Genomic DNA, 23,506 nt, shown 5'->3' on the forward strand with positions numbered 1-23,506 from the left:
CCGATTAGCGTTCCTGCTCTTTACTTTTGGGCGGCTTGTTCTTCTCAAGGCTCTTATACATATCCGACTGGATTTCTCCGAGGACGTCACGCATCGAGCCAAGCTCGCCCTTGAACGCCTGCGTTTCCATGCCCTCAAATTCTTTCGGGAGCTTGTCAAACTTAAATCCCTTTGTGTCCACGCCGTAGCGGGAGCTTACCATATAGGCGACGCAGAACGATTTGAAATCGGAATCATCACGGCTTTCCTTATGCTTGAAATCAAAGACCGCTGCCGACACTTCCTTTGCCATGCTGACAAAAAGCTGTTCCTCGTTTAAGCCTGTGCGGATAAATATCGTCTGCTGTGAGCTGTCGTAGAACGCAGGCAGCTCAAGGTCATCGACAGGCACAAAGGAAACGGGGCTTGCGTCAATCATCGCCGACACAAGTTCACGCATGGTTTTCTGCTCCTGCGGCTGCTGCCTGTCCTTTGCCGAGGTCTGGGAAACATCATATACCACTTTGGCGTTGTAGCCGACCGCCTTTGAACCGTCGTCACGCTGATATTCTTTCCCCGGCTCAAGGATTGTCACTTTCTGTGCGTCCTTGTCCACATAGACACGGCTCTGTTTCCAACTCCCATAATCTTTTAACTGCGTCGCTTCGGGCATCTGTGCCGATACCAGAATGGCGTTGTTGACGGAATAGCGGTCAAAATGCCCCTGCACGTCAAGATACTGCTGAAACGCACCGCCGTCCGCCATCATTTCAGAACAGGTATTGTCAATCAGTTCATAGGCTTCTTTCCGCTGCTCCTGTTTGGCGGCAGCCCATTCCTCTTTGTTAAAGGCTCTGCTGCCGCCGCTGAATACATCATAAATGCTCATGCTTATCTTGCTCCTTTCGATTTTGGTTTCCGTTTCCGCTTCTGGGGCTGCTTATGCTCCGTCTTTCCTGCGGGCGGTTTCTTTGCCCTGTCGGGAGATTTCTCTCTTGCAGGGACAGCACCCGATTCCTGCTCCTTTCTGCCCTCCTTGATTTTCCGCAGTTCTTCTCTGACCGACGGCTTTTCCGCCTTAATCATAGTAGCCCCCTCTGCGGACTTCCTTTGCTGCTCTGAGGTAGGCTCGGACAGAGGGGATTTTTCTGTCTTTGCCAATGAGGGGTTTGGGGCATTTTCCTCTTTCTGGACTGCCTTGCCCATAAGGGCATCCATAAGCCTGTCTTTCTCCGCCTTGTCCTGCACGCCGATGTCTGGTTCTGGCTGACCGTCCTCCTTTGATTCTGCGGTCTTTGTGTCCTTCGATTTTGCCTTTGCCCCTTTGGATTTCTCCGCTTCTGTCACGATAGAAGCGGTGTCCACCGATGCAAGGCTGAACCTCTCCACAATACGGCTGATTTTCGATGCGTCCTCCGCACGGGCAACCACGTCCACCTCCGCATTGGGGTCTTTATTCCCACGGTCGGCAAGGACGCAGTAGAGTACGCCGTATTTCTTCGCCTCCTGCGTGAACTTCTTCAAGTCGCCATTCTTGACGGTAAAGACTTTCAGCTCCTTGCCAGAGCGGAGCATATTTGTGAGCCTTGCCTTTCCCTTTGTTTTCTGTTCTTCTTTTAAAATAGAGTAGAGCAGGATGGCGATATTCTTCGCACCCGCCCCCGTGATTCTGGCTGCGACCTCAAATCCCTCCAAGCTCATCCTCACGATTTGCTCTGCCGCTTCGCCGCCTGTGTTCATGCTTCATCAGCTCCTTTCCTTTCAGCTCTTTTTCATCTGCCCGTATGGTCTGTAACTTTTCCTTGAGGGTGTCGCTTCGGGCTTCGATTCCCTCACACAATCTGACCTCCTTTCGGATGGTTTTCATCCTCCCCGTGATTTCCGATATATGAGCCTTGACCGCTTCTTTTTCTTCGCCGACTGCTTTGCGGCTCTGGGAGTAAAGCCCCTTACGCTGTTCGGTCAGCTTCTGCATCTCGGATTCCAGAGAATCTTTATAAGACAAAAGCTGCTCTGCCGTGTCGATGTGGTTATGGCAGAGCAGCCTTGTTTCTTTTGTGATGGCGTCCATCTTCATCAAGTCGTCTTTCAGAAGATAGTGAAGCCGTGCATAATTCTGTTTCTTCCCTTTTGGCAGGATGCCGAGCCTGTAACAGTAATGGAGATACAGCCCACGCAAGCCGCCGATTTTCTTTGCGTCTTTCAGAGAGCCACGGACACGGTAGACCTTGACCTGCGGCTGTGGCTTGGAAAAGCTCTGGAATTTTACCGCATAAGAATTTTCCCGTATGCGTTCCGTAATCCTCTCATTGGTGTAATCTTCTCCGAGCTTATAGAGCCGCTTCGGTCTTTCCCAACCTTTCCCGATAATCGTCCAGTATTTGCGGTTGGGGTCAAAGTTGACACGGTATCCCATTTCCCCTAACTGGCGGTCAAAATCTTTAAGCGTAAAGGATTTTGAAATTGCTTCATCCACCGCCTGCCGTGCCACGGTGTCCCTCGTAGGCAGACCGTTCTTCTCGGCTTGGTATAAAGCATAGGGCTTCTTCCTGCCGCTTGGGTGTTCGATGACCGACAAGGAATACTCACGGCACAATTCGTCTGAACGCTGACGCAATAACCGCAGGTTCTTCTTGTTATCGTGATAGTGTTTTCCGTCCACATAGGAAACAGAGTTGACAACAAAATGGTTATGCAGGCACTCCGTATTCAGATGGGTCGCAACAACGACTTGGAATCTGCCGCCCCACATCTTCTCGGCTAACTTCACGCCGACTTCATGTGCCTGCTCTGGCGTGACCTCGCCTGCCTTGAAGCTCTGGAATCCGTGATAGCAGACGATTTCACTCTGGTCGTTCCATTGGGCTTTGGCTATCACCATTTCATCCCGTGCCGTAGTCGGGTCGCAGTTGACGCCCGTGACAAAAAACTGTTTCTCGGTCTTGTCGCTGTTGGTGGCGTACTTCATCACATCGCCCATCGCCTGCAGGTCGGCTTTCGTATATTTGGGATTAGCGGTCTTTTCTGGATTCTCGGCGTAGTCGATGGGATGGTCGAGCCTGCCTTTCACGTCCCAGATTTCGCAGACCGCCATCAGCCAGACATCTTCCTCGGAACAAGGTAGCTCCTGCTCACGTCCAGACGGAAGTCCCGCCACCGCTTGGCTTCGTCATAGAGCATCGGCGTGTCCACAAAATTCAAGGCGTTCGCCTTTGCCGCAAGTTGGTTGATGCGGTTGCCGATAGCCGACAGCTCCCGCATGATTTTATAAAACTCTGGGTCTGGCTTCTCGCATAGGCGGTAGCCCATGACCATTGACTGGAGCAGGGCTTGTCTGGAGCGTCCCGACTTTACTGCAAGGGAGCAGAGGTATTCAGCTTCTTCCTCGGTCAGTCGGAAAAGCACCTGCACGTTTCTTTTCCTCATCCACTTCCTCCTCTCTGCTTGAGAGCCTGTTAATCTGCAAAAGGCACATACACGCCACGCCGACCATGCCGCCGAGCGTCGTGCCGATGGCAAACGATAAAAACTCACTCATTCTTGGATTCCTTTCTGTGACCGCCGTGCCGCAATACGGCAGGGCGGCATACTTTGATACGGTTCTTTTTAAGGGGTATTAGGGGCGTCCCCTAACAAGCGAATTTGGTTAGCCAAATTCAGTGCTTGGTAAGACGTGTCTTTAACATCCGCCCCCGCAGCAGCATTCTCCGCACATCGGGCAGAAGCACGGACAGTCTGGACAACATACGTCCTCCATATCCTCATTCTCTGCCGCATTTTCTTCCCCGCCGTCCTCATTTTCGTCCTTAATATCTGCTTCTCCGCAGACAAAATCCTTATCGGAAAACTGGATAAGGTCGGTGTCAAACAGGATAATCTTTAGCTTTTCCGCCGCCTGTTCGGGGCTTTCCGCATAGATGGAAACGGTCTTTTCAAAGTGACCTGTGAGCGTTACATCATACTGTTTCAATGGCAGATTCCTCTCTTTCTTCGTCATTTTCTTTGATTTCTGGCTCTAAAAATCATCGGACAATCAACGTGCATCACCCCTTTCACGGCTCGTTTTCTGCCTTGCAATCCCCAAATAGGACATTAAAAAATCGTTGAAGTCCTTGCCGACTGGCGGCGGTTCGTCAACGATTCGGTAGTCTTTCTGCAATAATTCTTTCAAGGCTGCGGTACATAGCCGACCTGCTTTGTCCTTATCCAGATGCAGATAGATGGTCTTTATTTCTGGGTTTGCTTTCAAAAAAGTCGTGAGGGCGATGGGGATTTTGCTGTCCTTTATCTCTTTCTTTGGCTGATACACGCCCGATAAAGAGAGCAGGTTCTCCGCTTTGTAATCCCTGCCCTCATACTTTAAATAGGTGGCATAGGACAATAAATCAATGGCGGCTTCAAACAGATGCACGGTATCTGTCGGCACTCCTGCCAGAAGTCGGAAAGAGTACCGCTTGTCGCTGCCCGATGCGTCACGCTTGAAGCTGCTGACTGTGCCACGGCAGGCGGCGTATCTGGGCGTTCCGCTTTCGTCCTTGCCGATAAAAACAGCGTTGTGGTAGTCGGCACTCTCGAAGATAATCCCCTCGGAGATACACTCTTGTATGAGGGAATAGTCAATGCCACGCCCGAAAAGATACTCCGTCACCCTGTCGCAGTCCTTATTCTTTGGCGGCAGGAGCAGCACTTTCGGCTCGTCTTTTTTCACGGCAGGGGGCGGCGGTTTCCAGTCCGCCATCGTCTGCCTTGTGAGGATTTCCACGGCTTCTACAAAACCGTATTCCTTGACTTTCATCAGATAGTCAAGAGCAGAATAGCCGCCGAAGCCCCTCGACCACCAGTACCATTTGCCGTTGGAAATCTTTAGGCTGTCATGCTCGGCGGTACAGTACACATTTGTCGTGCCTTTGACCTTTACCAGATTGCTCGGCTCATAGATTCTAAGATAGGATAACAAGTCTATCTGCCTTGCCCGCTCAAGCACGTCTGGGTCAATCTGCACATAGGGTCTGCTGCTTCTCAATAAATAACATCACCTTTCTTTCCCAGACAAAATCTTTTCCGTCTTAACCATATAGGACTTAAAATCAGCGATGGTCTGGCGTAAATCCTCCATATGGGAATCGTCCTTTTCAAGCCATTCTTCGTAAATGTCTTGCAGAAGATTCGGCGATTTCATAAGTGCTTTTGCCGCCTGCGGGGAATAATCCGCTTCGGAAAAGCACTCTGCAATATCGTTCTTTAAGATGATTTGATATGCGGCATCGTAAACCTCCTGCGGGCTTTTGCTTAGAACATCCTCACGGAAATCGGCAAGCTCACACTGTACTTTTTCAGCCAGTTTTCGGTTAAGGGACTGTCTGTATTCTTGGTAATTCAATCTCACACCTCCTTAAAAATAAAATAAGCCGAGGGATTTTCGTTAATGAAAACCTCTCGGCTATGTAATACAGTCTTTATTCAGATACAATATCTTTCACAATCTTTAAATTCATAAACTGTTCTTTTGCTCTTTTTACGTTATCAAATTTTCCATCCCATTCTTGGCGAATTTTTGATTTTTTTAGAACTTCCTTAACTGTATAATCATCAAAATATTTGATTTTTTTAGAGGAATAATATTTTTTACAATAGTTCTCATAAAGTGAAATCACTGCATCTTTAAATTCATCTGGCTCAATTTCTGGCTCGATTTTATTTAGTAACCTCTCTAAATCATTTGACAAATAATGCAAATCGGGTGGGTAATCGTAATATATTATTTCTCCCTCATGTTCAAATGGGACGGGTTTTACCTCTATATCATTTTTCTTTAAAGTATATTCAAAATATGAAAACAGTATATCAGAACTTACATAAGTATCATTGTAGGAACTGACTTCTTTATAGGCAGACAGAAGAGATGTCAGTTTTTTTACTTCATTCTTGCTCATATACCTAACACTATACTCTTTAGAAATCTCACATAACAATTTGTAATTCTGTCGAGTATAAGCTTCTTCCAATAAGCGAATTAACGGATGGATAACAGCCATTTTCAAATTATTACGATTACCTTTACGATAATAAACTGCTGAAATTACCAACGAAATTATCCCAGATAATATTACTGTTATGAGTGTAAAGCAATTAGAATACCAATTATCCCAGAACCATTTTATAAAATCCATATATCGTACCTCAAATCATTTTATCTTTTTCGCTAAATAATAACATAAAAATCTTTGTTTCATCATAGCAAAAAAATGAATCAAACTCACGCTATGCCGCCTTATGAATAAGATTTTATACCAACTTGAATAGAAATTCTATCACACTTAACGCATTAAGAATCTGAACACACTCAAATCTTTCTATATCTCTTGTACATTTTCCGTGTAAGAGCCAGTTACGGTTGATATAGGGTGGCTCTTTTTTACTTTCAAATGTATATGCTCCATCTACAAATAATCTGTTCAAATATCCGATTAACGATGGATACATATCTAAAAACAAAAACCTCTTTGTAAAAAACGAATTTGTTTTTAAAAATTCTTGGCTTAAATGCTGCTCAAAACCTTTATCAGAATATTTTTTTGAATATGGTGTTTTGCGTGGATAATTCATATAATCATTTATCCTTGATTCCAATAATGCGACTAAATACATTGCAGCCGTCATATAATCTCCTTTATCATATGCTTCAATGCCTTTATTATAATAGCGGCGGCTATGAGCTTCTACATAACATAATAATAGGTTATTCCTAATAGCCTTTAGCGTATGACCGTTATCGGCATCAAAATAATCAACAATTTCTTTCTCTCTTCCTTGGGCAATAAGCTGATGCCATTCTTTGATTTTTCTTGGATTAGAGTGTTCTGATACAACCCAACCTGCCTGTCCGACTTCTTTACAAATATCAATTTCCTCTCCATATTTATCCAAAAAATCCTCATGTGACAGATTTTCACTGGCTTTTGCTTCTTCAATAAATGCTATTGTTTTTTCTGACAATGGAAAAATTGTTAAACTTGGCACTGAATCTAGCACTGTTTTCATCTGTGGAAATACACTATCCATATGAAAATTATTAGCAAACTCATTTGCTATCTGTTGCATTTTTACTATCATCTGTTTATATTTTTCGTTCATATTTTCTTCACGCATCTTTACACCTCATCATTATATTTTTAAGACTATTTCCGAAACAACATCATCAATATCACGGTTGTTTGTTTCTATTCGTATGGCATCTGGAAAATTATTATCCAAAAACGTAACATTCTGTGACAACCATTCTAAAGCAGTTTCTTTCATTCTGTTTCCATCATTTTTAATTCTCGACTTTATGGCATCTTCATCAGCAGTAAGAATAATATGTATGATATTTATACCCTTATTTTTCAGATATTCAAAAAGTTCCTCTTTACATTCCTTCATTGTTAATGCCATATCTACAATTAAATTTTTTCCAGTATTTTTTGATTTTTCTTCAATAAGCTCTCTGAATTCTCGAATAAATCGCATATTATTTTGGGGCAAAGTGCCGCCAATATGCGGAAAACTATTATTTGATTTTGCTTCTTCTACTACACGTTTCAGTGTTTCGTTACTATAATAATCCGATTCCAATAATTCAGCATTCCCATTAAAAAAACTTTCTTTTAATTTCATAGCCACCGCTGTCTTTCCAACACCATAAGTCCCATCAATCCATATTATCATATTCTTTTAACCTCCTCTACTATAAATCAAGAAATAAAAAACACATTCCAAAAATATAAAATTAGATTGCTACTTTCATCGCATTATCTATTGTATCTTTCAGAATGTGTGTTCTTTTGTATTTTGGTTCAGAATAAACTATTTTCCAAAGTTTGTCAACAATATTTTGCGATTTCAAAATAAAAAAGTCAAGATATAGTGTTTTTTGTCTATCTAAACTATGTAAAAGACGGCATCAGCACTCATACCAACGCCGCCTTTTTCTCGGTCAGTCCGTTATAAAATCCCTGCCTTTTTCAGATAACCCACGCCGTCATAACATCCTCTGAAATAAACCGATTCCATCTGCATATCGCAGAGCTTATTCCGAAGTTCCACAACTTCTATCAGAGCCTTGCACTCCTGCACCGATAAATCGTCTGCTTTCTCCGTGTCAAGAGCCGCCAACACTTTCGGATATTCCTTATAAATATCCTCTATCTTTTCCTGTATGGCTCGGTATTCTGGGTTTTCTTTTGGCAGCTTTGCGACAACTGAACTCAAATATTCCTCGAAGATGCTGCTGTGGGCATCTACAAAGGTTTCAAATTTAAAATCATCAAACACGCCTTTTCACCTCCGTTTTGCTTACTGTCACCTATTATACTTCCCCAAAATACGCAATACAAATGTGCAAACAGGATTTTACCGCTCCCTGTCCGTATTTTTTCTTTCGGGCGGTTCATCGTTATTCTGCTCTGGCTCGTCATCAATAACAGTATTATCCTTTTCATCCAGATTCAGTTCAATATTCAGTTTGTTCAGCCGCTCCGTCTTTTCTTTCAGCTCATCTTCAAAAGCAAAGGGCTTTTCCACCTCAATCTTTGCGGTTTCAAGCTGTGCCACGGTTTCCCCCTTTCTGGTCTTTGCGGCTTCCAGTCTGGCAGGGAGCTTGGCAATCTCATTCTCGATTCGGGTTAGATTGCCGAGGGCATCCGTGCCTAAATCTACCTTGTGTTTCCTCATTCCGCAGAGGTTTAAACAGTAGTGGGCGTTGACCGTATCATAGAAAACCTCCATCTGAAAGCCACGATAGCTGCCGATTTCCATCGGCTGTGAAAGCGGATTTTCCTTACAGATGGCAAGGAGCATCTCGCCTGCATCCATTTTTTCTTTGTAGGTCACACCTCTTAATGTCATCGGGCAGAACTTATCCTCACCCTGCGGCTTATGCCGACTGGCAATCTCCGCATCATTCCCATAGGCTGTAATGCGTTCCTCATAGTCCTTTATCTCCCTCGGATAGTGCTTCAGTATCCTGTCCTCAAGGTCGTAATGTTCGGAAAGATAGCTCTGCTTCAAGACTTTCAGCTTCGCCACCTGCATATCCAAATCCATTTTTTCCTTAAAGCGTTCATCACCTGTGGCAAGCATTTTCACCTCCGCAAAAGAGAGGGCAACCTCGTCCACGTCCTCGGCAGAACGCACGGGGCTTTTGCTCGTCATTATCTGGGATATGAATTTCTGCTTTCCCTCCACGAGCTGATAGAGGTAAGCGTCAAAGGTCTGCTCCGTCACATAGCGGTAGACTTCCACCTCTGGGAACATATTGCCCTGCCTTTCAAGCCTGCCTTGACGCTGTTCCAAATCCGACGGTCGCCACGGGCAATCTAAATTATGGATGGCGATAAGCCTGTCCTGCACATTTGTACCTGCACCCATCTTCGGAGTAGAGCCGAACAGCACCCTCACTTCACCGCTCCGCACTTTTGCAAACAGCTCTTTTTTCTGTGCATCGGTGGTCGCTTCGTGGATGAAACGCACCTGCTCCGCAGGGATTCCACGCTGTATGAGTTTCTTCCGCATATCATCATAGACATTATCAAACTGGTCGGGTATCATTTCATAAGCGTTTTCTCTGACTTCCTGCATTTCTATAATCTTTTTGTTAAGAGGTGTCGATAAATCACAAAAGACGAGTTGTGCTGCTTTTGTGTCGGCGTGTTCCTCCCAGATACGGTACACATTGTCCACGCAGGCGTTGACTTTGCTCTCTGGGTCGTCTGGCAGCATCGGGTCAACTAACCGCTGGTCGAGTGCCAGTTTCCGCCCGTCATTCGTGATTTTGAGCATATTGTCAATGTGCGGCTTCACAAGTCTTGCCCTTACTTTCTCAGCCCTCTTGGCAAGCCCTGCCACCATTTCACTCTGTATCTGGCTCGGCTTTGTCTTGATGTTATGGTAATTGATCTTTGGCACGGGCAGCTTCAACATATCGGCGGTCTGGATGTCCGCAACCTCACGGAACATCTGCATAAGCTCTGGCAGGTTATAAAACTTCGCAAACCTCGTCTTGGCTCTGTAATTCGTACCCTCTGGGGCTAATTCCAGAGCCGTGACCGTTTCGCCAAACGTGGACGCCCAACTGTCAAAATGCTGCAACCCGTTCCTTGCGAGGGTGTCATACTGCAAATATCTCTGCACGGAATACATCTCGACCATCGAGTTTGAGATAGGCGTCCCCGTGGCAAAGACCACGCCACGGTTGCCTGTGATTTCGTCCAGATAGCGGCACTTCATAAAGAGGTCGGAGCTTTTCTGGGCTTCGGTCTGGGCGATGCCGCCCACGTTCCGCATCTTGGTGTAAAGGTAAAGGTTCTTGTAAAAATGGCTCTCGTCTATAAAGAGCCTGTCTACGCCCAATTCCTCAAAGTTTATCACGCTGTCTTTCCGCTTGGTATCGTTCAGTTTGTCGAGCTTCGCCTTGATTCCTTTCCTCGTTTTCATAAGCTGCTTGACCGTGAACTGCTCCCCGTGAGATGCCTGCACGTCGTCAATGCCACGCTCTATATCGTCAAGCTGACGCATGAGCTGTTCCCTCTGGCGTTCCTCGCTGATGGGGATTTTCTCGAACTGCGAGTGTCCGATAATCACCGCATCATACGCCCCTGTCGCAATCCTGCCGCAGAATTTTTTGCGGTTTCCCGTTTCAAAGTCCCGCTTGGTCGTCACAAGGATATTCGCACTCGGATAGAGCCGCAGGTACTCCGACGCCCACTGACCGACAAGATGGTTCGGCACGACAAACATGGATTTCTGGCATAGCCCTAACCGCTTGCTTTCCTGTGCGGCGGCTACCATCTCGAAGGTCTTGCCCGCCCCTACCTTGTGGGCTAGGAGCGTGTTGCCGCCGTAAAGGATATGGGCAATCGCATTGACTTGGTGCGGTCTTAGCTGAATCTCTGGGCTGATGCCGCCGAATGTGATATGACTCCCGTCATATTCACGGGGTCTTATGCTGTTAAATGTGTCATTGTAATAGCGTACAAGGCGGTTCCTCCGCTCTGGGTCTTTCCAAATCCAGTCCTGAAACGCCTGTTTTATCACCTCCTGTTTTGCCTGTGCTGCGGTAGTTTCTTTATGGTTTAAAACCGCTTTCTTATTATTGTGTTCATCATAAACATAGTCAAAGATTCTTGTGTCACGCAGGTTTAACGTATCCTCCATGATGCGGTAGGCACTTGCCCGCTTTGTGCCGTAGGTGCTGTCCGCTTTCACATTCCCCACATCGGAACTCTTATTCTCAATGAACCAGTCGCCGTTCATCGGCGTGTAGCGTACTTTCAGCCTGTCCGCCGCATAGCTTGACGGCGTTAGAAGCTCCACCATGAACTGCTGTATATCCTCCTGCGGTATCCATGTCGCACCCAGACGGACGGAGATTTCGCTTGCGGGCAAATCCTTTGGGATGACCTTTTCCAGAGCCGACACGTTGATTTCATACTCTGGGCTGTCGTGTGCTGCGGCTTTCGCCGTAATGAGCTTTGCCCGCACGTTCCCCGATAAATACTCGTCTGCGGTCACATATTTTGCAGGCTCGGAAGATGGCACTTTAAAGATTACGCCCTGCAAGTCCTTTATGATTTCCTCCTGCGTCCTGCATGTGAGCCGTGCCATATATTCCAAATCGACACGGGCTTTCTCCCCGATGGAGAGGGCAAGGGCTTCGCTCGCCGTTTCCACAAAGGTCACTTCACGGTGGGGCTTTATCGTCCTCTTTGAGAACATATCCGCCTTTCTCTTGAATTTCCCCTCATCGTCAAGCACTTCCAACGAACATAAAAGGAAATAGCTCTCGTCTGCCGCAAAAGCAAGGTAATTCCCCCTGCTGTTAATCAGACCGTACTTTTTTGTGAACGCATCATAGAGCCGGTTCAGATTTTTCTGCTCGGTCTGTATCATTTCCTCTGGGTAATCGTCGGTCTGGTACTGGATAAGCCTGCGGACACAATCACGGATTTCCAACAATCCTCGGATACGGTTCTCTGCGGTCATGGACACCTTTGCGGGGGTCATTCTGTTATTCTCTCGGAAGTATATTTTTCCGTCCACAAGGGCAAAAGAGAAGTTCCGCACATTCGGGTCGGCAGGAAGTTCCGCATCCTGCTCATCGGAGATTTCATCAATTTCATAATCCTGCTCTGGGATTTCTCCGCTTATCTGCCGCATGGCTTCATGGAGAAGCCCCGCAAGCGGCATATCGGGATAGGCTTTGCAGGCGGCGTCCATGCCGAACCTTGTGCTTTCCATCTTCATCTCGCCAAGCACCATCTCTGGATTCTGGACAAAATAGCTGTTCATCGTGATTCCATTTGCATCGGTGTCAAGGTGTACCCACTCTGGCTCTATCTCTATCATGCGGTCACGCTTCTGTAAAATAAGGATGTCGCTCGTGACCTCCGTGCCTGCATTTGCCCGAAACGTATTGTCTGGCAGACGGACAGCACCCAGAAGCTCCGCCCTCTGTGCGATATACCTCCGCACGTCTGGGCTTGTTTTGTCCATCGTCCCCTTAGAGGTAATGAACATCACAACGCCGCCTGCCCGCACTTTATCCAGAGCCTTTGCAATAAAATAGTCGTGGATTAAGAACTTCTGGGCATTGTAACGGCTGTCGTTGACTTTGAACTCCCCGAACGGGATATTGCCAAGCACCACATCAAAGTGATTGTCTGGGAGCTTCGTGTCCTCGAATCCCTCGATGGCGATACTGGCTTTCTGGTAGAGCTGCTTTGCAATCCTGCCCGATAAAGGGTCAATCTCTATGCCGTGCAGCTTTGATTTCCCCATGCTGTCGGGCAGAAGCCCCAAGAAATTCCCCGTGCCGCAGGACGGCTCCAAGATGTTCCCCTGTGAGAATCCCAGACGGTCAAGGGCTTCATACATCGCCTTGATGACAACGGGCGGCGTGTAAAATGCGGTCAGCGTGGATTCCATAGCGGCACGGTATTCCTCATCGGAAAGTGAGGATTTTAATTCTCTGTACTCATTCGCCCATGACGCATTTTTTTCATCAAATGCCATAGACAGACCGCCCCAACCGACATACTTTGCAAGGATTTCCTGTTCTTCGGGCGTGGCAAGTCGATTTTCTATCTGAAGGTCGTGGAGAAGTCGGATTGCTGCCATGTTGTTGCGGAATTTCTCTTTTGAACCGCCAACGCCTAACGCATCATCGGTAATACGGTAATTGTGGCGTTCGGCAGAAACAGACGGCTTTTCCGCAGTCGGTTTTGCAGGGACTTCCACTTTTTCTTCGGGCGGTAATTCCTCCTGTGCCTGCTCCAAGAGCCTGCGGACATAGCCGATTTTCTCCACACGGTTTATCGGGAATCCCGTACTGTTCTGGAAAGTGATGTCACGCATGGAAACATCGCCGCTGATTTCTCCAATGCTTTCAATAATATATCTGCGGTTGTCGATTACGATTTCCCTGCCAATTAAATCAGAATTATTCTGTGCAGCCGGCTCGGAAGTCTGCTCTTGCGTTGCAGGCTTATTGGATTCCTGTGTAGCCCTCTGTGCGTCTTTCTCCGCAAACAGCCCAACGATATGCTCTGCACTGTTCAAACTGTCGGCGAATTTCCTTGCTTCTTCCTCGGTGGGGTAAGTCATCACCATGCCGTCCCCATCAATACAGTAATCCTCTCGGCTGTTGTCCCAGATGGCAAACGCATCTTCGGGGTCTGGGAAAGCATCGGAAGTCATTGTGACCTCAAACCGTCTTTCTGTCGGCTCTGTTTCCTGCTCTGCACTAACAGCGGATTCCTCGGCATTTTTCGTTTCTTCGGGCTGTGTCTTGTCCTCCGCTTTCCTGTTCCAGTCGGCTTCGGTAACCATGATTTCATCAAGGAGCTTTTCATCTTCAGGTGTCAGCCCCGTATGCTGCTCCAAGAACGGTAGAAACACCTCCTGCCCGAAATGCAGCGTTTCCATCTGCTCACGGTAATAATCTTCCCCCTGCCGTTTCCATTCTGGGACAAACGGGCAGTCGGGAGAGAGGGAGTATTCATAAAAGTTTCGGATATGGGCAATCAAATCGCCCTCGCCGTCCCCGATGTCAAACCGCCCCTCGTAATGAAATTCTTTCCCCTCAATAACTGCATGGATTTCAAAATCAGTCTTTTTGTACCAACCGACCTGTCTGCTCTCGTCTTGCCGCTCACGGTGCTGCTTTTCATCCAGAACGCCAAGTAGCCTGTTCCCAAGTGCAAAGCTAAGTTCCGTAAATCGGTCGTTCAGCTCCCTGTCATAAAAGGCGGGATGCTCGGAGAATCCAATGGAGAACGTAATGCTGTCGGGCTTTTCCTCGGCAGGTGTTTCCGATTTCTGCCGTTCGGTCACGACTACTTTCAGATGGTCGTTCGCAGGGTTTTCCTTTAATTTTTCCTCAAACTCGGCTCTGCTGTAAGTCTGCCCCAAGATAGGGAACTGCTCATTTTGCAGGTAAACGCTGTCCTCGCCAAGCGTTGCCACGATATATTTATCCGCACCGATATACACCACATCCCCCTCATGGCAGAGGTGGCGGAGCGGGTACAGCTCCTTTAATTCCTGCGAAAAACGGTAAGCGTTGCTGCGGCTGTAAACATCGCTTGTCTTACCCTGCACAAGAGATAAAAAGTCCATGAGCTGCTGAACGGTGGCAGGGTCGCTCAAATTCTGTTCCATCTGCCCGTCCGTCACATCGGCAAGGTCAGAACGCCCCACATTTTCAAGCAGGGCTTTCTCATAACCGTCCAAGTCACGGATAAAATCAGAGAGCCGCAGGGAGAGCGTATCCCTTTTATCAGCAGGCGGCAGCTCCTTTTTTTCTTCGATAAAACGCTGTCTTTTTAACTTCCTCTGGGTGTCGATTTCATGCTGCGGGGCAGAGATGCTTTCCAGATAATCGGCGTAATGGTCTTTCTCTTTCGGGTTGAGGTAGCGGTTGCCCTTTATCAGTTCACGCAGGCGTTTTTCTATTTTCGCCCAACTAAGCACAAGGTCATGTTCGGTGGAAATGCCGTCACGGTCAATGGAGATTCCTTTGCCCGCATACCACGCATAGCCCTCCGTGCCATCCGAAAAGTCAACAAAAAAGCCGCCCGTGCCGTATTCCTTTTTCAGAAATTCAATGTTGCTTTTTTTATCTTCCTGCTTCTGGAACTGGTGGTAGATACGGTATTTCCCATGCTCAACGCTGTTCCCTTTTACAAGGACGGCATCTATATCCTCCTGTGAAACGGCAAAAGCAGAGGATTTTTCGTCCTCTGCTTCAGCAATCATTTCAATCTGTTCGTCCACGGTCGGGAGATTGGCGGCAACTTCTTCCTCATTGGCAACGCTGCCCTCGGCATTTTCTGTCTGTTTCTCTGGTTCTGTTAATTGTAAATCAGTTCTTCCAGTATCACTTCCTCCGCTTGGCTGCGGATGGCGTTCATCGCCTGCACCCACTGCATCGGTGCTTTCTCTTTCAGTTCCTCCGTCACGCCCTGCTCCGCTGCGAGCTGCTTCGTCAGAAGCTCCAACCTCTGCAACGCCGTCTGCTCGGTCTGGTAAAGGTGTGCGTTCAGTCCGCCTGTTGTCAGCAGGTTGAGGTACGTCACCCTCTTGTACTGTTCCAGATAATCCCTGTGCATCAAAGCGTACCTGCCAAGCGGAAGTTCTGGCTCTGTCGGTAATGTCAGGTCGGGAATAAGGTAATCGTCCTGTTTCGTGTAAGTGATTTCGTTCATTGTATTCGCTCCTTTCGGGTTGTTTCCTGCCTTTATCATACTGGCTTGCGATGTCCCTTGCAAATGTGCGGTTCTGCCGCTTCGCTTCGATTTGCACATTTCGGACTGCCGCAGAGATTTCCCGCAACGCCATCTCGGAAATGTCGCTCGTTGCGATGCCGATGGCGTTAAGGGTGGCGGGCGTGTTGAAATTTGTAATGTCCGCAAAATCCTCACGCTCAAAATATCCGTCCGCATCCAGTCCGCAGCGGCTCAAAAGCATATACGCCACGCTGTTTACGGCAAGCCGCTTGTAAATCACTTCTATATTAAAGTCATCCAGTTCCTCTAAAAAACTGCCTTTCGTACAGCCTTTGAGCTGTGAAAGGTAATCGGGCAGGTTGTCCTCCACGGCGTTCTCCGCTGTTTCTAAAAGGGCGGTGGAAAAATAGCCGCCCTCCATTTCGCCGAACCTGCCCGCAAGACGTTCCATGACAGGCTGCTCGTACCGCTTATCCATCTGCCATATCGGTACGGGTCGGCTGCCATAATAGCCCTCATGGGTGTCGGAAACGTCAAAATAATATTTCAGCGTGTTCCTGCGTCCTTTCGGGTCAAAGACCGCAATGCCCCTGCTGTCCTTATTTACCCACCGCTTAAAGAGCCTGTTCCATGTGCCGATTTCGGCAACAGCGGTAGCGTCTGGGCGTTGGGCAAAGATTAGGAGCTGCTCGTCAAAGCGGCACTTGTAATTATGGCAGGCGGAAGATAAAAAGCCCTGCCACGCCTGCGGGTTCTTTGCCACCGCTACGCCTGTCCGACGGTACAGCTCCGTGATTAGCTGATACTTTGCAGCCAATAGGCTCACACCTCCTTATCATTCAAATCCTTTTTTTTGTGTTGCATCATTTTGTTTCCCGCTTAGGCAGGGGCAAAGCTGATTTTGTTCTGTTCCATTTTCTGTGCAAATCCTTTTAAAGACTGCCTTACGCCGTCAATCTCCGCATGGGTTTCGTCCAGACGGTGGCAGAGGGCAAAATTCTCGTCCCCATTCCCATAAGACAGCCGTAAAAAACCGCCGTCTGGGATAGAAAAGAGTGCTTTGCCTGCACTGTCCGTAAAACAAATCCGCCCTGTTCTGCTCATTCCGCACCTCCGCCTAAAAAAGAAATAACCTTGTTCGCTTTGATGCCTTTTTGCAGCTCATTGATGAGCGTGATGTCCGCAACCGTGATTCCCTGCATGGAAAGAATGTCGTCCATCGTCATTGCGGCAATCGCCTTTTCATCGGTAAAACCCGCTTCAAAGACCTTGTTTAACACTCTGACCGCTTTCTGGTTTACAGCCATGTTTCCATCCTCCTATCGTTCATACGCTTTCTTTTTCGGGGCTTTCGCCACCTGCGGCGGTTCTTCTGGCTTCGGCTCATAGGTGTGTCCGTTTTTCCCCATACGCTCGGCAAATTCGCAGATATGGTAGAGGTTGCTGCCTATCTCGGTATGGTATTCGTCGATATAGCGGCAGGGCTTTTCCGCCTTTTCGCCCCAATCATAAGTGATGATGATTTTGCCGCCGTCTGGGATGCGGAACAGCTCTTTGTAATGCGGGTCAATAAAACGGATGCCCTGTTCTGCTCTGGAAATGTGCTTGTCAAGCCATTCTTTCACATAGCAGTAGCAGTAAAAGTTATAATCGCCCTTTGTCGGGTTGCAGCGGAACAGGAAAGCGTGTTTCTCCGTATCTACACGGAAACCGTATTCCGTATAATAATTATCTTTAAACGCACTTTCGGGATTCGCCCTTGCAAAAGCCGCCATGTCATAACGGTTGTGCAGAAGCCCCTTATCTTCACGCAGGGCATTGATGACATCGTCAAGCCCCGACTTAAATTCATCGGTTTTCCATTGCTCTCTGGTATCAAACCAAGAAGTGTAAAATCCATATCCAGAGGTGTCAAAATCCCCACGCAGATGCCCGATGCACCCCGTCTGCCCCTCAAGCTGCATACTCTGGGCGTAGGTGTATTTCTGTTCGGGCTGCGTCAAAGCTCGTATCTCCATCAGCGTTCCTCCCTGCTCTTTGATTTCTTCGCCTTTTCCTCCGTCTGGATTCTGGCGGCGGCTTCTTTCGCCCAATCGGGCATCTTCTCTGGCTTGATTTCCCCAAGCACATCGCACCTTTCCCATCTGGCGTGCTTTCCGTCCGCAAGGCTCGTGCCGAACACCGCCTGCCCCCTGCCGCCCCTTGCACCGTGACCGCCGTCCACCAACACGAGCTGATAGGCAGAATGGCGGTACTCGTAACGGTTGACCTCGGCGTTGATAACGACAACTTTTCCCACAATGCTGCCGCCCTTATCATCTGGGATGCAGTCGTCTATGGTAAATGGAGTCATGTCAAATTTGAACTGTTCCTGCTCGGCTCTCACAAGCCCTATCTGTTCCTGCACCCTGTCTGTAAAAATCTGCATGGCTTCGAGATAATCGTCAGAGCCGACCGCATCCGTCACCCACTCTGCGTAGAAAGGGTTGTCATAAGTGCAGTAACATACTAAAAAGGGATATTCCTCTTTCAAATCCACGCCGAACACTACTTCCTTTTTACCGATATGGATGCTCTGCGTGACCTTATAGGAGCTAATCATCCGTTTTTCTTCATTCTCCATCTGGCTTCTCCTTTCCCTGCTTTTTTTCTCTCTTTTCATCTAAAATCTTTCGGATACAGACATCGCAGAAAATAATGTGCCTGTCCTTATATCGGGGATAAGGGCAGGTCGTACAGTCATATTTCTTCTGGCTACCGCTCATAATCGTCCCTGCCTTTCGGTTTTGGAGCAGGGGGCTTATTGTACGGCATATGGCACTCCGACTGGTAGCGTTCGTTCAGATTCTCCCTTGCGGCTTCAAGGGTGTTGCAGTAACAGCCCCAGTAATAGTTGTCGCCGCCTTTGCAGTACCAGCATACATACGGGTTCGGGGCTTTCGGGTGATGCCCGATGACAAGCTCCGTGTTCCCGATAGTGCAGCTCTCTATGATTTCATAGCCCTGATTGGAGCGTGTTTCACCGTCCATAGGCGTTCCTCCTTTCTTACGATTCTTTGGCATATTTACGGTATGCCTTTTCCCCTGCGGCTCTGATTCTCTGCCGCCGCACATTTCCTAAAAGCTCTGGGTGTCTTTCCTGCAATTTCCGCCGTGTCCTGCCCACGCTCTCAAAGCTCGGCAAGCCAAGCTCCTTGTGCCGTGTCATTATCTCCGCAAGTGGCATCGTACCTGCATCTTTCAGATAAAGATTGCAGAGGGCAAGGTACAGCACCATGTCATCATCTCTTGCATCCACATTCTTTTGCAGGACAGACTTCACTTTCCCCTCTATGGTTTTCAGATTGTCCATAGCTACCTCCATACATGGAAAGAGGGCGGTATCTTTAAAACCGCCCCAATCCGTATCAATCCTGTCTTATTTTATTTCTTCCTGCGAATGTGCAGCCATGCCACCGCACCAACTACAAATACCGCAAGCACCGCTGTTACCACTGTTTTTATTCTCATTCTGCTTAGTCCTCCTTTTTCTTTCTTCCACTCTTATAACCGACAAACCCGAAGATTCCCGCACCGAGCGTAAATGCAGCCGCAAGGCTCACCCACAAGCCCAAACTGAAATCATCGCCTGTTTTCGGCGTGTCACGGAGTTCATTGTGCATGGTGACGGTCGCTGTTTCATCTGTCTTGATTGTCACTTTCTGGTCGGCAGGCAGGATATAGCCAGAGGATGCCTTGTCGCTGACCTCGGACACGGTATATTCACCGATACGCAAGCCGTCAATTACGATTTCACCTTTCTTGTCTGTCGTGAATGTCTTGTCATAGCCGTTGTCCCCGATGACACGGAAAGAGAAGCCCTCCACCTTGCCGTCAGAGGAAGTCTTGACGATTTTAAGGCTGCCTTTCTGTGCTTCATTCAAAAATCCCTTGCCCGCTTCATTCTCCACGTTGTAGGTCTTGCCGTTTTCCTCGATGGATACGGGATAGACGTTCTCATCAAGCACGAAGCCTGTCGGGGCGGTTTTCTCACGAACAAGGTACTTGCCGTAACGCAGGTCGTCCATCTGGTACACGCCTTTTTCTACTTCGCCCATCTCGCCGAGCAGCTCGTCTTTCTTATCCAGTTTTCCATCTTCGTTTGTGTCAGAGTAAACCTCGAATACCGCACCCGTCAATTTGTTTTCTGGGTAATCCTTATCTACTTTTGTTAAAGCGATATTGCCCGTAATGAAGTAGTTGACAAGCTCTACCTCAACAACTTCGTCAACCTCGCTGATTGTCACGCTGATTTCTTCCTCGGAGAGTACATATCCTTTCGGGCTTTCGATTTCACGGATAATCCATGTGCCATACGGTACGTTTTCAAAAGAAAAACTGCCGTCATCTTCGGATGTGGCAGTTGCGATTGCATTTTCCTTCGTATATTCCGTTGTTCCAACCTTAAAGATGCCGATAACAGCACCGCCTAAATCTTCTCCGTCCTCGTTGGATTTCTTACCGCTGACAGAGCCGTAAATCAGTTCGTTTTCAATGGCTTCTCCCTCATTTGCCGTAATGTTTACAACGGCGGTTTCCTGCCCTGCGTACTCAAAATCAACAGGGTATTTCTCGTCACTTACAAGATAAGCGGAGTTTGTGCTGATTTCCTGCACATAGTAGCTGCCCATCGGTAAATCGCTGATTGCCTTTCCGTGACCGTTTTCATCAAGGAAGATAACTTCAATCAGCCCGTCCGCAGGGATTGTCGTGCCGTCTGCGGCGGTCAGTTCCTCGGCGGCATACAGACCAAACGTAACGTCCTTGATTTCTCCGTTATTTCCTACGCCGTAGGCTTCGTCAACCTCAAGGGTTTTATTAAGGTCGATTTCCACACGCTGACGCTCATTGTAAAAATCTGTGCCTGTTTCCGTCACGTCAATTTCCTGCCCTGCATACACAAGCTCCACGGCGTGGATTTCCCCATTCAGCACCATGCCATATGGGGCGGTCACTTCCTTTACCTCATACGTTCCGAGATAAAGCTCTTTGGATTCTGCCGTGCCGTCCTCTCCTGTGGTGAGCGTGTCTACAACTTCGCCTTTCTCGGCTCTTACCGTGCCGTCTGTCGTGATAATGTCCTCGGCTGCGGTAATCTCATAAACTGCACCCTCAAGGCTGTCCACTGCAAAAATCGGCTGATACAGCCCCTTGTTTCCCGATACCCTACTGAACACTTCGCCAGACTTGGATACCGTGATTTTCCCTTTCTGTGCCATGTTGGAGCGTTCCACCTTAATTAAAGTGATGCCGCTTTCCTCCTCGGAGTTTTCCTGCTCCACGTCAAAATAGACTGGCTCGGAATCCAGAACATAGCCATACGGAGCCTGCACCTCTACAAGAGAATAGCCCTTGCCGTATTCCAAAGTCTGCGGCGTGATAAGCTCGCCGTCCGCCGTGGTGTAGAATGTGTCAATCTTCGTCACTTCGGGATAAGTGAACGTCATCGTTACAAGGTTTCCCTCTGGGTCGTAAATCTGGAATCCTGCACCCGCATACGGGATAACTTTGCCTGTTTCCACGTCTTTCTTTACGATTTTGATATAGCTCTCAAAATTTGCGTTGTTGATAAGATAGCGGTAGGTCTGGCTGTCCTTGCAGATGAACACGTCAAAGTCTTTCATCAGCTCACGCCCGTCCCATCCCGAAGTCTGGTGAACCGTATAAATTCCATACGGCATATCTTTTATCTGGGCAAAGCCGTTTTCATCGCAGATGAGCGTGTCACGCTCCGTTTCCTCCGCTGCGTCAAAGCTGCCTGCGGATTTTAAGAACACCTCAAAAACAGCTCCCTCCTCTGGCGTTTCAATCTGGGTTTCTCCGTTGTCGGTATGCTTGATGATGGCGATATTCCCCTTGATGACCTGCTCATTCACATCATTCTTAGCGGAATTGTACTCAATGGTATAAAGCTCTGGCTCTGCACCTACATGGTGTACGGTTTCATCAAGCAGATAGCCCTCGGACGGGGTAATTTCACGGATGCTCCAATCATCGCCGCAGATATAATATTTTGTTGTGAACTGACCGTTTTCATCGGTAGTATAGGTGTCAACCAGTTCCTCGCCTTTATAAATGCCGTAAACCGCACCTGCAAGAGAAGCGTCGCCCTGCGGCTTCTTTCCTGTTTCCACATCGGTCTTTAATACCGTTACATTGAATTTCTTTAAAATGTTGTGGAAACTGCGGTTTGTGGCTTTCTTCCACTCAATCGGGGCGGTCTGGGATGCAGGGACAACATAGCGGATTGCCGTGTCCACTTCCTCAAGGGTGTACGGGGTCTTTCCGCTGATAAGGACATTCTCAAATTTTGCAACGCCCTTTGCATTGGTAACAGCATATTCATCAACAGCCAAGCCGCTTAATGATGTTCCGTACAAGTGGAATTTTACACCCTCCACCAGATTATCCTCTGATGTTTTCACGACTTCCAGACTGCCACACTTCAAGGTATTGCTGAATGTGACCGTAGAGGTCTTTCCCCCGATAATCGTCACGGTCTGGGTTTTCTGCGGCTCATAGCGGTCGATGGACTGCTCCGTAACGGTATAAGTGCCGGGGAATAAGCCCTCAACCGTTATATCTCCGTTCTTGTCGGTTTTCACGGTCTTGTTGAAGCCGTCGCCTTTGATGGTAAAGGAAATCCCCTCAACCACGCCGTCCTCAGAAGTCTTTTTCAGTGCAACCGTCCCTGTCGGTGTTTCCACGTTGATATATGCCATCATGGTGTCTACATTCTCCACGCCTGTAATGACGTCCTGCAGGTTCGGGTCGCCGTAGGCAATCATCTTTGCCCCGTTGCTGACGGTCGGCGTATTATTTCTGGTAGCGGTAATCCTTGCCGTTCCGTCAATCGCTTTTGATGATGTGATGGTCAGCTTATTTCCCGATTTGGACACCTTTACGTTGCTGTCGGAACTGGTAAAGGAATACTCGGATAAAACGCCGTTGCTGTCGATCAGCGTAAGAGAGTATTTGCCGTCCTTATAGGCAAGCTCCTTTGTGATGTCTTTCTTTCTTGCCGACATAAAGCTCGGAATCGTGCTGTGCCTTGTGAGCAGGGACACAATCTGGTCGTAAGCCGCCCTCGCCCCGCTGTTGGCATAGTTTGAGCCAAAATGCAGGCTGTAAACCGTGGTGCTTGTCTGGCTGTACGGGCTTGTGGCATTCCTGCATCCCGTCACAAACTCCCACACAAGGGTCTGGGTGGCAAGCCATTTCTCGTCATCGCTCCCAGACAAGCTGCCGCTGTTGCCCTGATAGCCGTAGAGCAGGGCAAGCCCCACCGCCTTTTTCTGGTCTGCGGAGAGGGCGTTCCATGTGTTGGAAGATGCCTTTGCAAGCGTATTTCCCGTTTTTAACGGTACGCCCGGCTGAAGGCAGAACGCCGTTTCCCCGTCCACATACATACGGTATTTATATTCGCCTGTTCCTCCTGCGGTATGACCGCCGATATTGGCACTGGAATTGTACCTCATGGCGTTCCCTGCACCGTCATAGGTGTGGGTAAAGGAAATCGTGCCGATGTCGCCCGCTGCAAACGCTGTCGTGGCAGGGACTACGGACAATGCCGTGACCGCAGCCAACGCTAACGCCGCAGCCTTCCTCAATAATTTACGAATCTTCATCGTTACCTCCTGTTCGTTCTCATGTTGATAGTTGCTGATTGATTTTCTGACAGAAAAAAGCTGCCCGTCTGGACAGCCTTTAATATTTCTTTTCTC

General features: G+C 48.0%; 22 protein-coding genes. All 22 read right to left on the minus strand.

The window, feature by feature from the left end:
• Positions 1-4: 4 nt before the first annotated feature.
• Positions 5-868 carry a hypothetical protein gene (locus VSQ62_RS20875; RefSeq protein ID WP_334636677.1) on the minus strand — a complete coding sequence of 288 codons (864 nt, stop codon included), beginning with the start codon at positions 866-868 and terminating at the stop codon, positions 5-7.
• Positions 869-870: 2 nt separating this feature from the next.
• Positions 871-1,719: a PcfB family protein gene (locus VSQ62_RS20880; protein ID WP_334636680.1), complete on the minus strand. Its 849-nt coding sequence runs from the start codon at positions 1,717-1,719 to the stop codon at positions 871-873.
• On the minus strand, positions 1,661-3,073 hold the full coding sequence (locus VSQ62_RS20885; RefSeq protein ID WP_334636681.1) for a relaxase/mobilization nuclease domain-containing protein: 1,413 nt from the start codon (positions 3,071-3,073) through the stop codon (positions 1,661-1,663). The genes VSQ62_RS20880 and VSQ62_RS20885 overlap by 59 nt, the downstream gene beginning before the upstream one ends.
• The gene (locus tag VSQ62_RS20890) at positions 3,073-3,405 is read right to left on the minus strand and encodes a plasmid mobilization protein (protein WP_334636683.1); all 333 of its coding nucleotides are present in this window, start codon (positions 3,403-3,405) and stop codon (positions 3,073-3,075) included. The genes VSQ62_RS20885 and VSQ62_RS20890 overlap by 1 nt, the downstream gene beginning before the upstream one ends.
• A complete protein-coding gene (locus VSQ62_RS20895; protein WP_334636684.1) occupies positions 3,353-3,517 on the minus strand; it encodes a DUF3789 domain-containing protein in 165 nt (54 codons plus the stop codon). The genes VSQ62_RS20890 and VSQ62_RS20895 overlap by 53 nt, the downstream gene beginning before the upstream one ends.
• 141 nt (positions 3,518-3,658) lie before the next feature.
• Positions 3,659-3,976, minus strand: a complete 318-nt coding sequence (locus VSQ62_RS20900; RefSeq protein WP_334636686.1) for a hypothetical protein — start codon at positions 3,974-3,976, stop codon at positions 3,659-3,661.
• 36 nt (positions 3,977-4,012) lie between these two features.
• Positions 4,013-5,002: a DUF3991 domain-containing protein gene (locus tag VSQ62_RS20905; RefSeq protein ID WP_334636687.1), complete on the minus strand. Its 990-nt coding sequence runs from the start codon at positions 5,000-5,002 to the stop codon at positions 4,013-4,015.
• 9 nt (positions 5,003-5,011) lie between these two features.
• On the minus strand, positions 5,012-5,359 hold the full coding sequence (locus VSQ62_RS20910) for a DUF3848 domain-containing protein (protein WP_334636688.1): 348 nt from the start codon (positions 5,357-5,359) through the stop codon (positions 5,012-5,014).
• 76 nt (positions 5,360-5,435) lie between these two features.
• Positions 5,436-6,149, minus strand: a complete 714-nt coding sequence (locus tag VSQ62_RS20915; protein ID WP_334636689.1) for a hypothetical protein — start codon at positions 6,147-6,149, stop codon at positions 5,436-5,438.
• Between the two features lie 115 nt (positions 6,150-6,264).
• Complete coding sequence (locus VSQ62_RS20920; RefSeq protein WP_334636691.1) at positions 6,265-7,128, minus strand: hypothetical protein; 864 nt, start codon at positions 7,126-7,128, stop codon at positions 6,265-6,267.
• A 15-nt stretch (positions 7,129-7,143) separates the two neighbouring features.
• A complete protein-coding gene (locus tag VSQ62_RS20925; protein ID WP_334636692.1) occupies positions 7,144-7,686 on the minus strand; it encodes an AAA family ATPase in 543 nt (180 codons plus the stop codon).
• A gap of 276 nt (positions 7,687-7,962) precedes the next feature.
• Positions 7,963-8,292 carry a DUF6664 family protein gene (locus VSQ62_RS20930; protein ID WP_334636693.1) on the minus strand — a complete coding sequence of 110 codons (330 nt, stop codon included), beginning with the start codon at positions 8,290-8,292 and terminating at the stop codon, positions 7,963-7,965.
• A gap of 78 nt (positions 8,293-8,370) precedes the next feature.
• Positions 8,371-15,273, minus strand: coding sequence for a helicase-like domain-containing protein (locus VSQ62_RS20935; RefSeq protein ID WP_350339934.1), 6,903 nt, complete (start codon positions 15,271-15,273; stop codon positions 8,371-8,373).
• A gap of 95 nt (positions 15,274-15,368) precedes the next feature.
• A complete protein-coding gene (locus tag VSQ62_RS32520) occupies positions 15,369-15,959 on the minus strand; it encodes a TnpV protein (protein ID WP_350339920.1) in 591 nt (196 codons plus the stop codon).
• A 663-nt stretch (positions 15,960-16,622) separates the two neighbouring features.
• Positions 16,623-16,847 carry a hypothetical protein gene (locus VSQ62_RS20940; RefSeq protein ID WP_334636696.1) on the minus strand — a complete coding sequence of 75 codons (225 nt, stop codon included), beginning with the start codon at positions 16,845-16,847 and terminating at the stop codon, positions 16,623-16,625.
• A complete protein-coding gene (locus tag VSQ62_RS20945; protein WP_334636698.1) occupies positions 16,844-17,050 on the minus strand; it encodes a hypothetical protein in 207 nt (68 codons plus the stop codon). Before VSQ62_RS20945 ends, VSQ62_RS20940 begins: the two co-directional genes overlap by 4 nt.
• A 12-nt stretch (positions 17,051-17,062) precedes the next feature.
• Positions 17,063-17,761, minus strand: a complete 699-nt coding sequence (locus VSQ62_RS20950; RefSeq protein WP_334637737.1) for a hypothetical protein — start codon at positions 17,759-17,761, stop codon at positions 17,063-17,065.
• Positions 17,761-18,366: a hypothetical protein gene (locus VSQ62_RS20955; RefSeq protein WP_334636699.1), complete on the minus strand. Its 606-nt coding sequence runs from the start codon at positions 18,364-18,366 to the stop codon at positions 17,761-17,763. The genes VSQ62_RS20950 and VSQ62_RS20955 overlap by 1 nt, the downstream gene beginning before the upstream one ends.
• On the minus strand, positions 18,356-18,508 hold the full coding sequence (locus VSQ62_RS20960) for a hypothetical protein (RefSeq protein ID WP_334636700.1): 153 nt from the start codon (positions 18,506-18,508) through the stop codon (positions 18,356-18,358). The genes VSQ62_RS20955 and VSQ62_RS20960 overlap by 11 nt, the downstream gene beginning before the upstream one ends.
• Positions 18,498-18,773 (minus strand): hypothetical protein, encoded by a 276-nt coding sequence (locus tag VSQ62_RS20965; protein WP_334636701.1) that lies wholly within the window; start codon positions 18,771-18,773, stop codon positions 18,498-18,500. The genes VSQ62_RS20960 and VSQ62_RS20965 overlap by 11 nt, the downstream gene beginning before the upstream one ends.
• A gap of 16 nt (positions 18,774-18,789) precedes the next feature.
• Positions 18,790-19,095 (minus strand): hypothetical protein, encoded by a 306-nt coding sequence (locus tag VSQ62_RS20970; protein WP_334636702.1) that lies wholly within the window; start codon positions 19,093-19,095, stop codon positions 18,790-18,792.
• A 163-nt stretch (positions 19,096-19,258) separates the two neighbouring features.
• Positions 19,259-23,410: a SpaA isopeptide-forming pilin-related protein gene (locus VSQ62_RS20975; RefSeq protein WP_334636704.1), complete on the minus strand. Its 4,152-nt coding sequence runs from the start codon at positions 23,408-23,410 to the stop codon at positions 19,259-19,261.
• Between the last annotated feature and the right edge of the window lie 96 nt (positions 23,411-23,506).

The sequence above is a fragment of the Sporofaciens sp. JLR.KK001 genome (genome assembly GCF_036941055.1).
In the GTDB taxonomy this organism is placed as follows: Bacteria; Bacillota; Clostridia; order Lachnospirales; family Lachnospiraceae; genus Sporofaciens.

Excerpts from the sequence above, each read along its gene's own strand:
- VSQ62_RS20875 (WP_334636677.1), bottom strand. The coding sequence starts at position 868 with ATGAGCATTTATGATGTATTCAGCGGCGGCAGCAGAGCCTTTAACAAA.
- VSQ62_RS20880 (WP_334636680.1), bottom strand. The coding sequence starts at position 1,719 with ATGAACACAGGCGGCGAAGCGGCAGAGCAAATCGTGAGGATGAGCTTG.
- VSQ62_RS20885 (WP_334636681.1), bottom strand. The coding sequence starts at position 3,073 with ATGGCGGTCTGCGAAATCTGGGACGTGAAAGGCAGGCTCGACCATCCC.
- VSQ62_RS20890 (WP_334636683.1), bottom strand. The coding sequence starts at position 3,405 with ATGAGGAAAAGAAACGTGCAGGTGCTTTTCCGACTGACCGAGGAAGAA.
- VSQ62_RS20895 (WP_334636684.1), bottom strand. The coding sequence starts at position 3,517 with ATGAGTGAGTTTTTATCGTTTGCCATCGGCACGACGCTCGGCGGCATG.
- VSQ62_RS20900 (WP_334636686.1), bottom strand. The coding sequence starts at position 3,976 with ATGACGAAGAAAGAGAGGAATCTGCCATTGAAACAGTATGATGTAACG.
- VSQ62_RS20915 (WP_334636689.1), bottom strand. The coding sequence starts at position 6,149 with ATGGATTTTATAAAATGGTTCTGGGATAATTGGTATTCTAATTGCTTT.
- VSQ62_RS20920 (WP_334636691.1), bottom strand. The coding sequence starts at position 7,128 with ATGCGTGAAGAAAATATGAACGAAAAATATAAACAGATGATAGTAAAA.
- VSQ62_RS20925 (WP_334636692.1), bottom strand. The coding sequence starts at position 7,686 with ATGATAATATGGATTGATGGGACTTATGGTGTTGGAAAGACAGCGGTG.
- VSQ62_RS20935 (WP_350339934.1), bottom strand. The coding sequence starts at position 15,273 with ATGATTGCTGAAGCAGAGGACGAAAAATCCTCTGCTTTTGCCGTTTCA.
- VSQ62_RS32520 (WP_350339920.1), bottom strand. The coding sequence starts at position 15,959 with ATGCGGACGGATATTTTGAGCGTGAGGATTTTGCGGACATTACAAATT.
- VSQ62_RS20940 (WP_334636696.1), bottom strand. The coding sequence starts at position 16,847 with ATGAGCAGAACAGGGCGGATTTGTTTTACGGACAGTGCAGGCAAAGCA.
- VSQ62_RS20945 (WP_334636698.1), bottom strand. The coding sequence starts at position 17,050 with ATGGCTGTAAACCAGAAAGCGGTCAGAGTGTTAAACAAGGTCTTTGAA.
- VSQ62_RS20950 (WP_334637737.1), bottom strand. The coding sequence starts at position 17,761 with ATGGAGATACGAGCTTTGACGCAGCCCGAACAGAAATACACCTACGCC.
- VSQ62_RS20955 (WP_334636699.1), bottom strand. The coding sequence starts at position 18,366 with ATGGAGAATGAAGAAAAACGGATGATTAGCTCCTATAAGGTCACGCAG.
- VSQ62_RS20960 (WP_334636700.1), bottom strand. The coding sequence starts at position 18,508 with ATGAGCGGTAGCCAGAAGAAATATGACTGTACGACCTGCCCTTATCCC.
- VSQ62_RS20965 (WP_334636701.1), bottom strand. The coding sequence starts at position 18,773 with ATGGACGGTGAAACACGCTCCAATCAGGGCTATGAAATCATAGAGAGC.
- VSQ62_RS20970 (WP_334636702.1), bottom strand. The coding sequence starts at position 19,095 with ATGGACAATCTGAAAACCATAGAGGGGAAAGTGAAGTCTGTCCTGCAA.
- VSQ62_RS20975 (WP_334636704.1), bottom strand. The coding sequence starts at position 23,410 with ATGAAGATTCGTAAATTATTGAGGAAGGCTGCGGCGTTAGCGTTGGCT.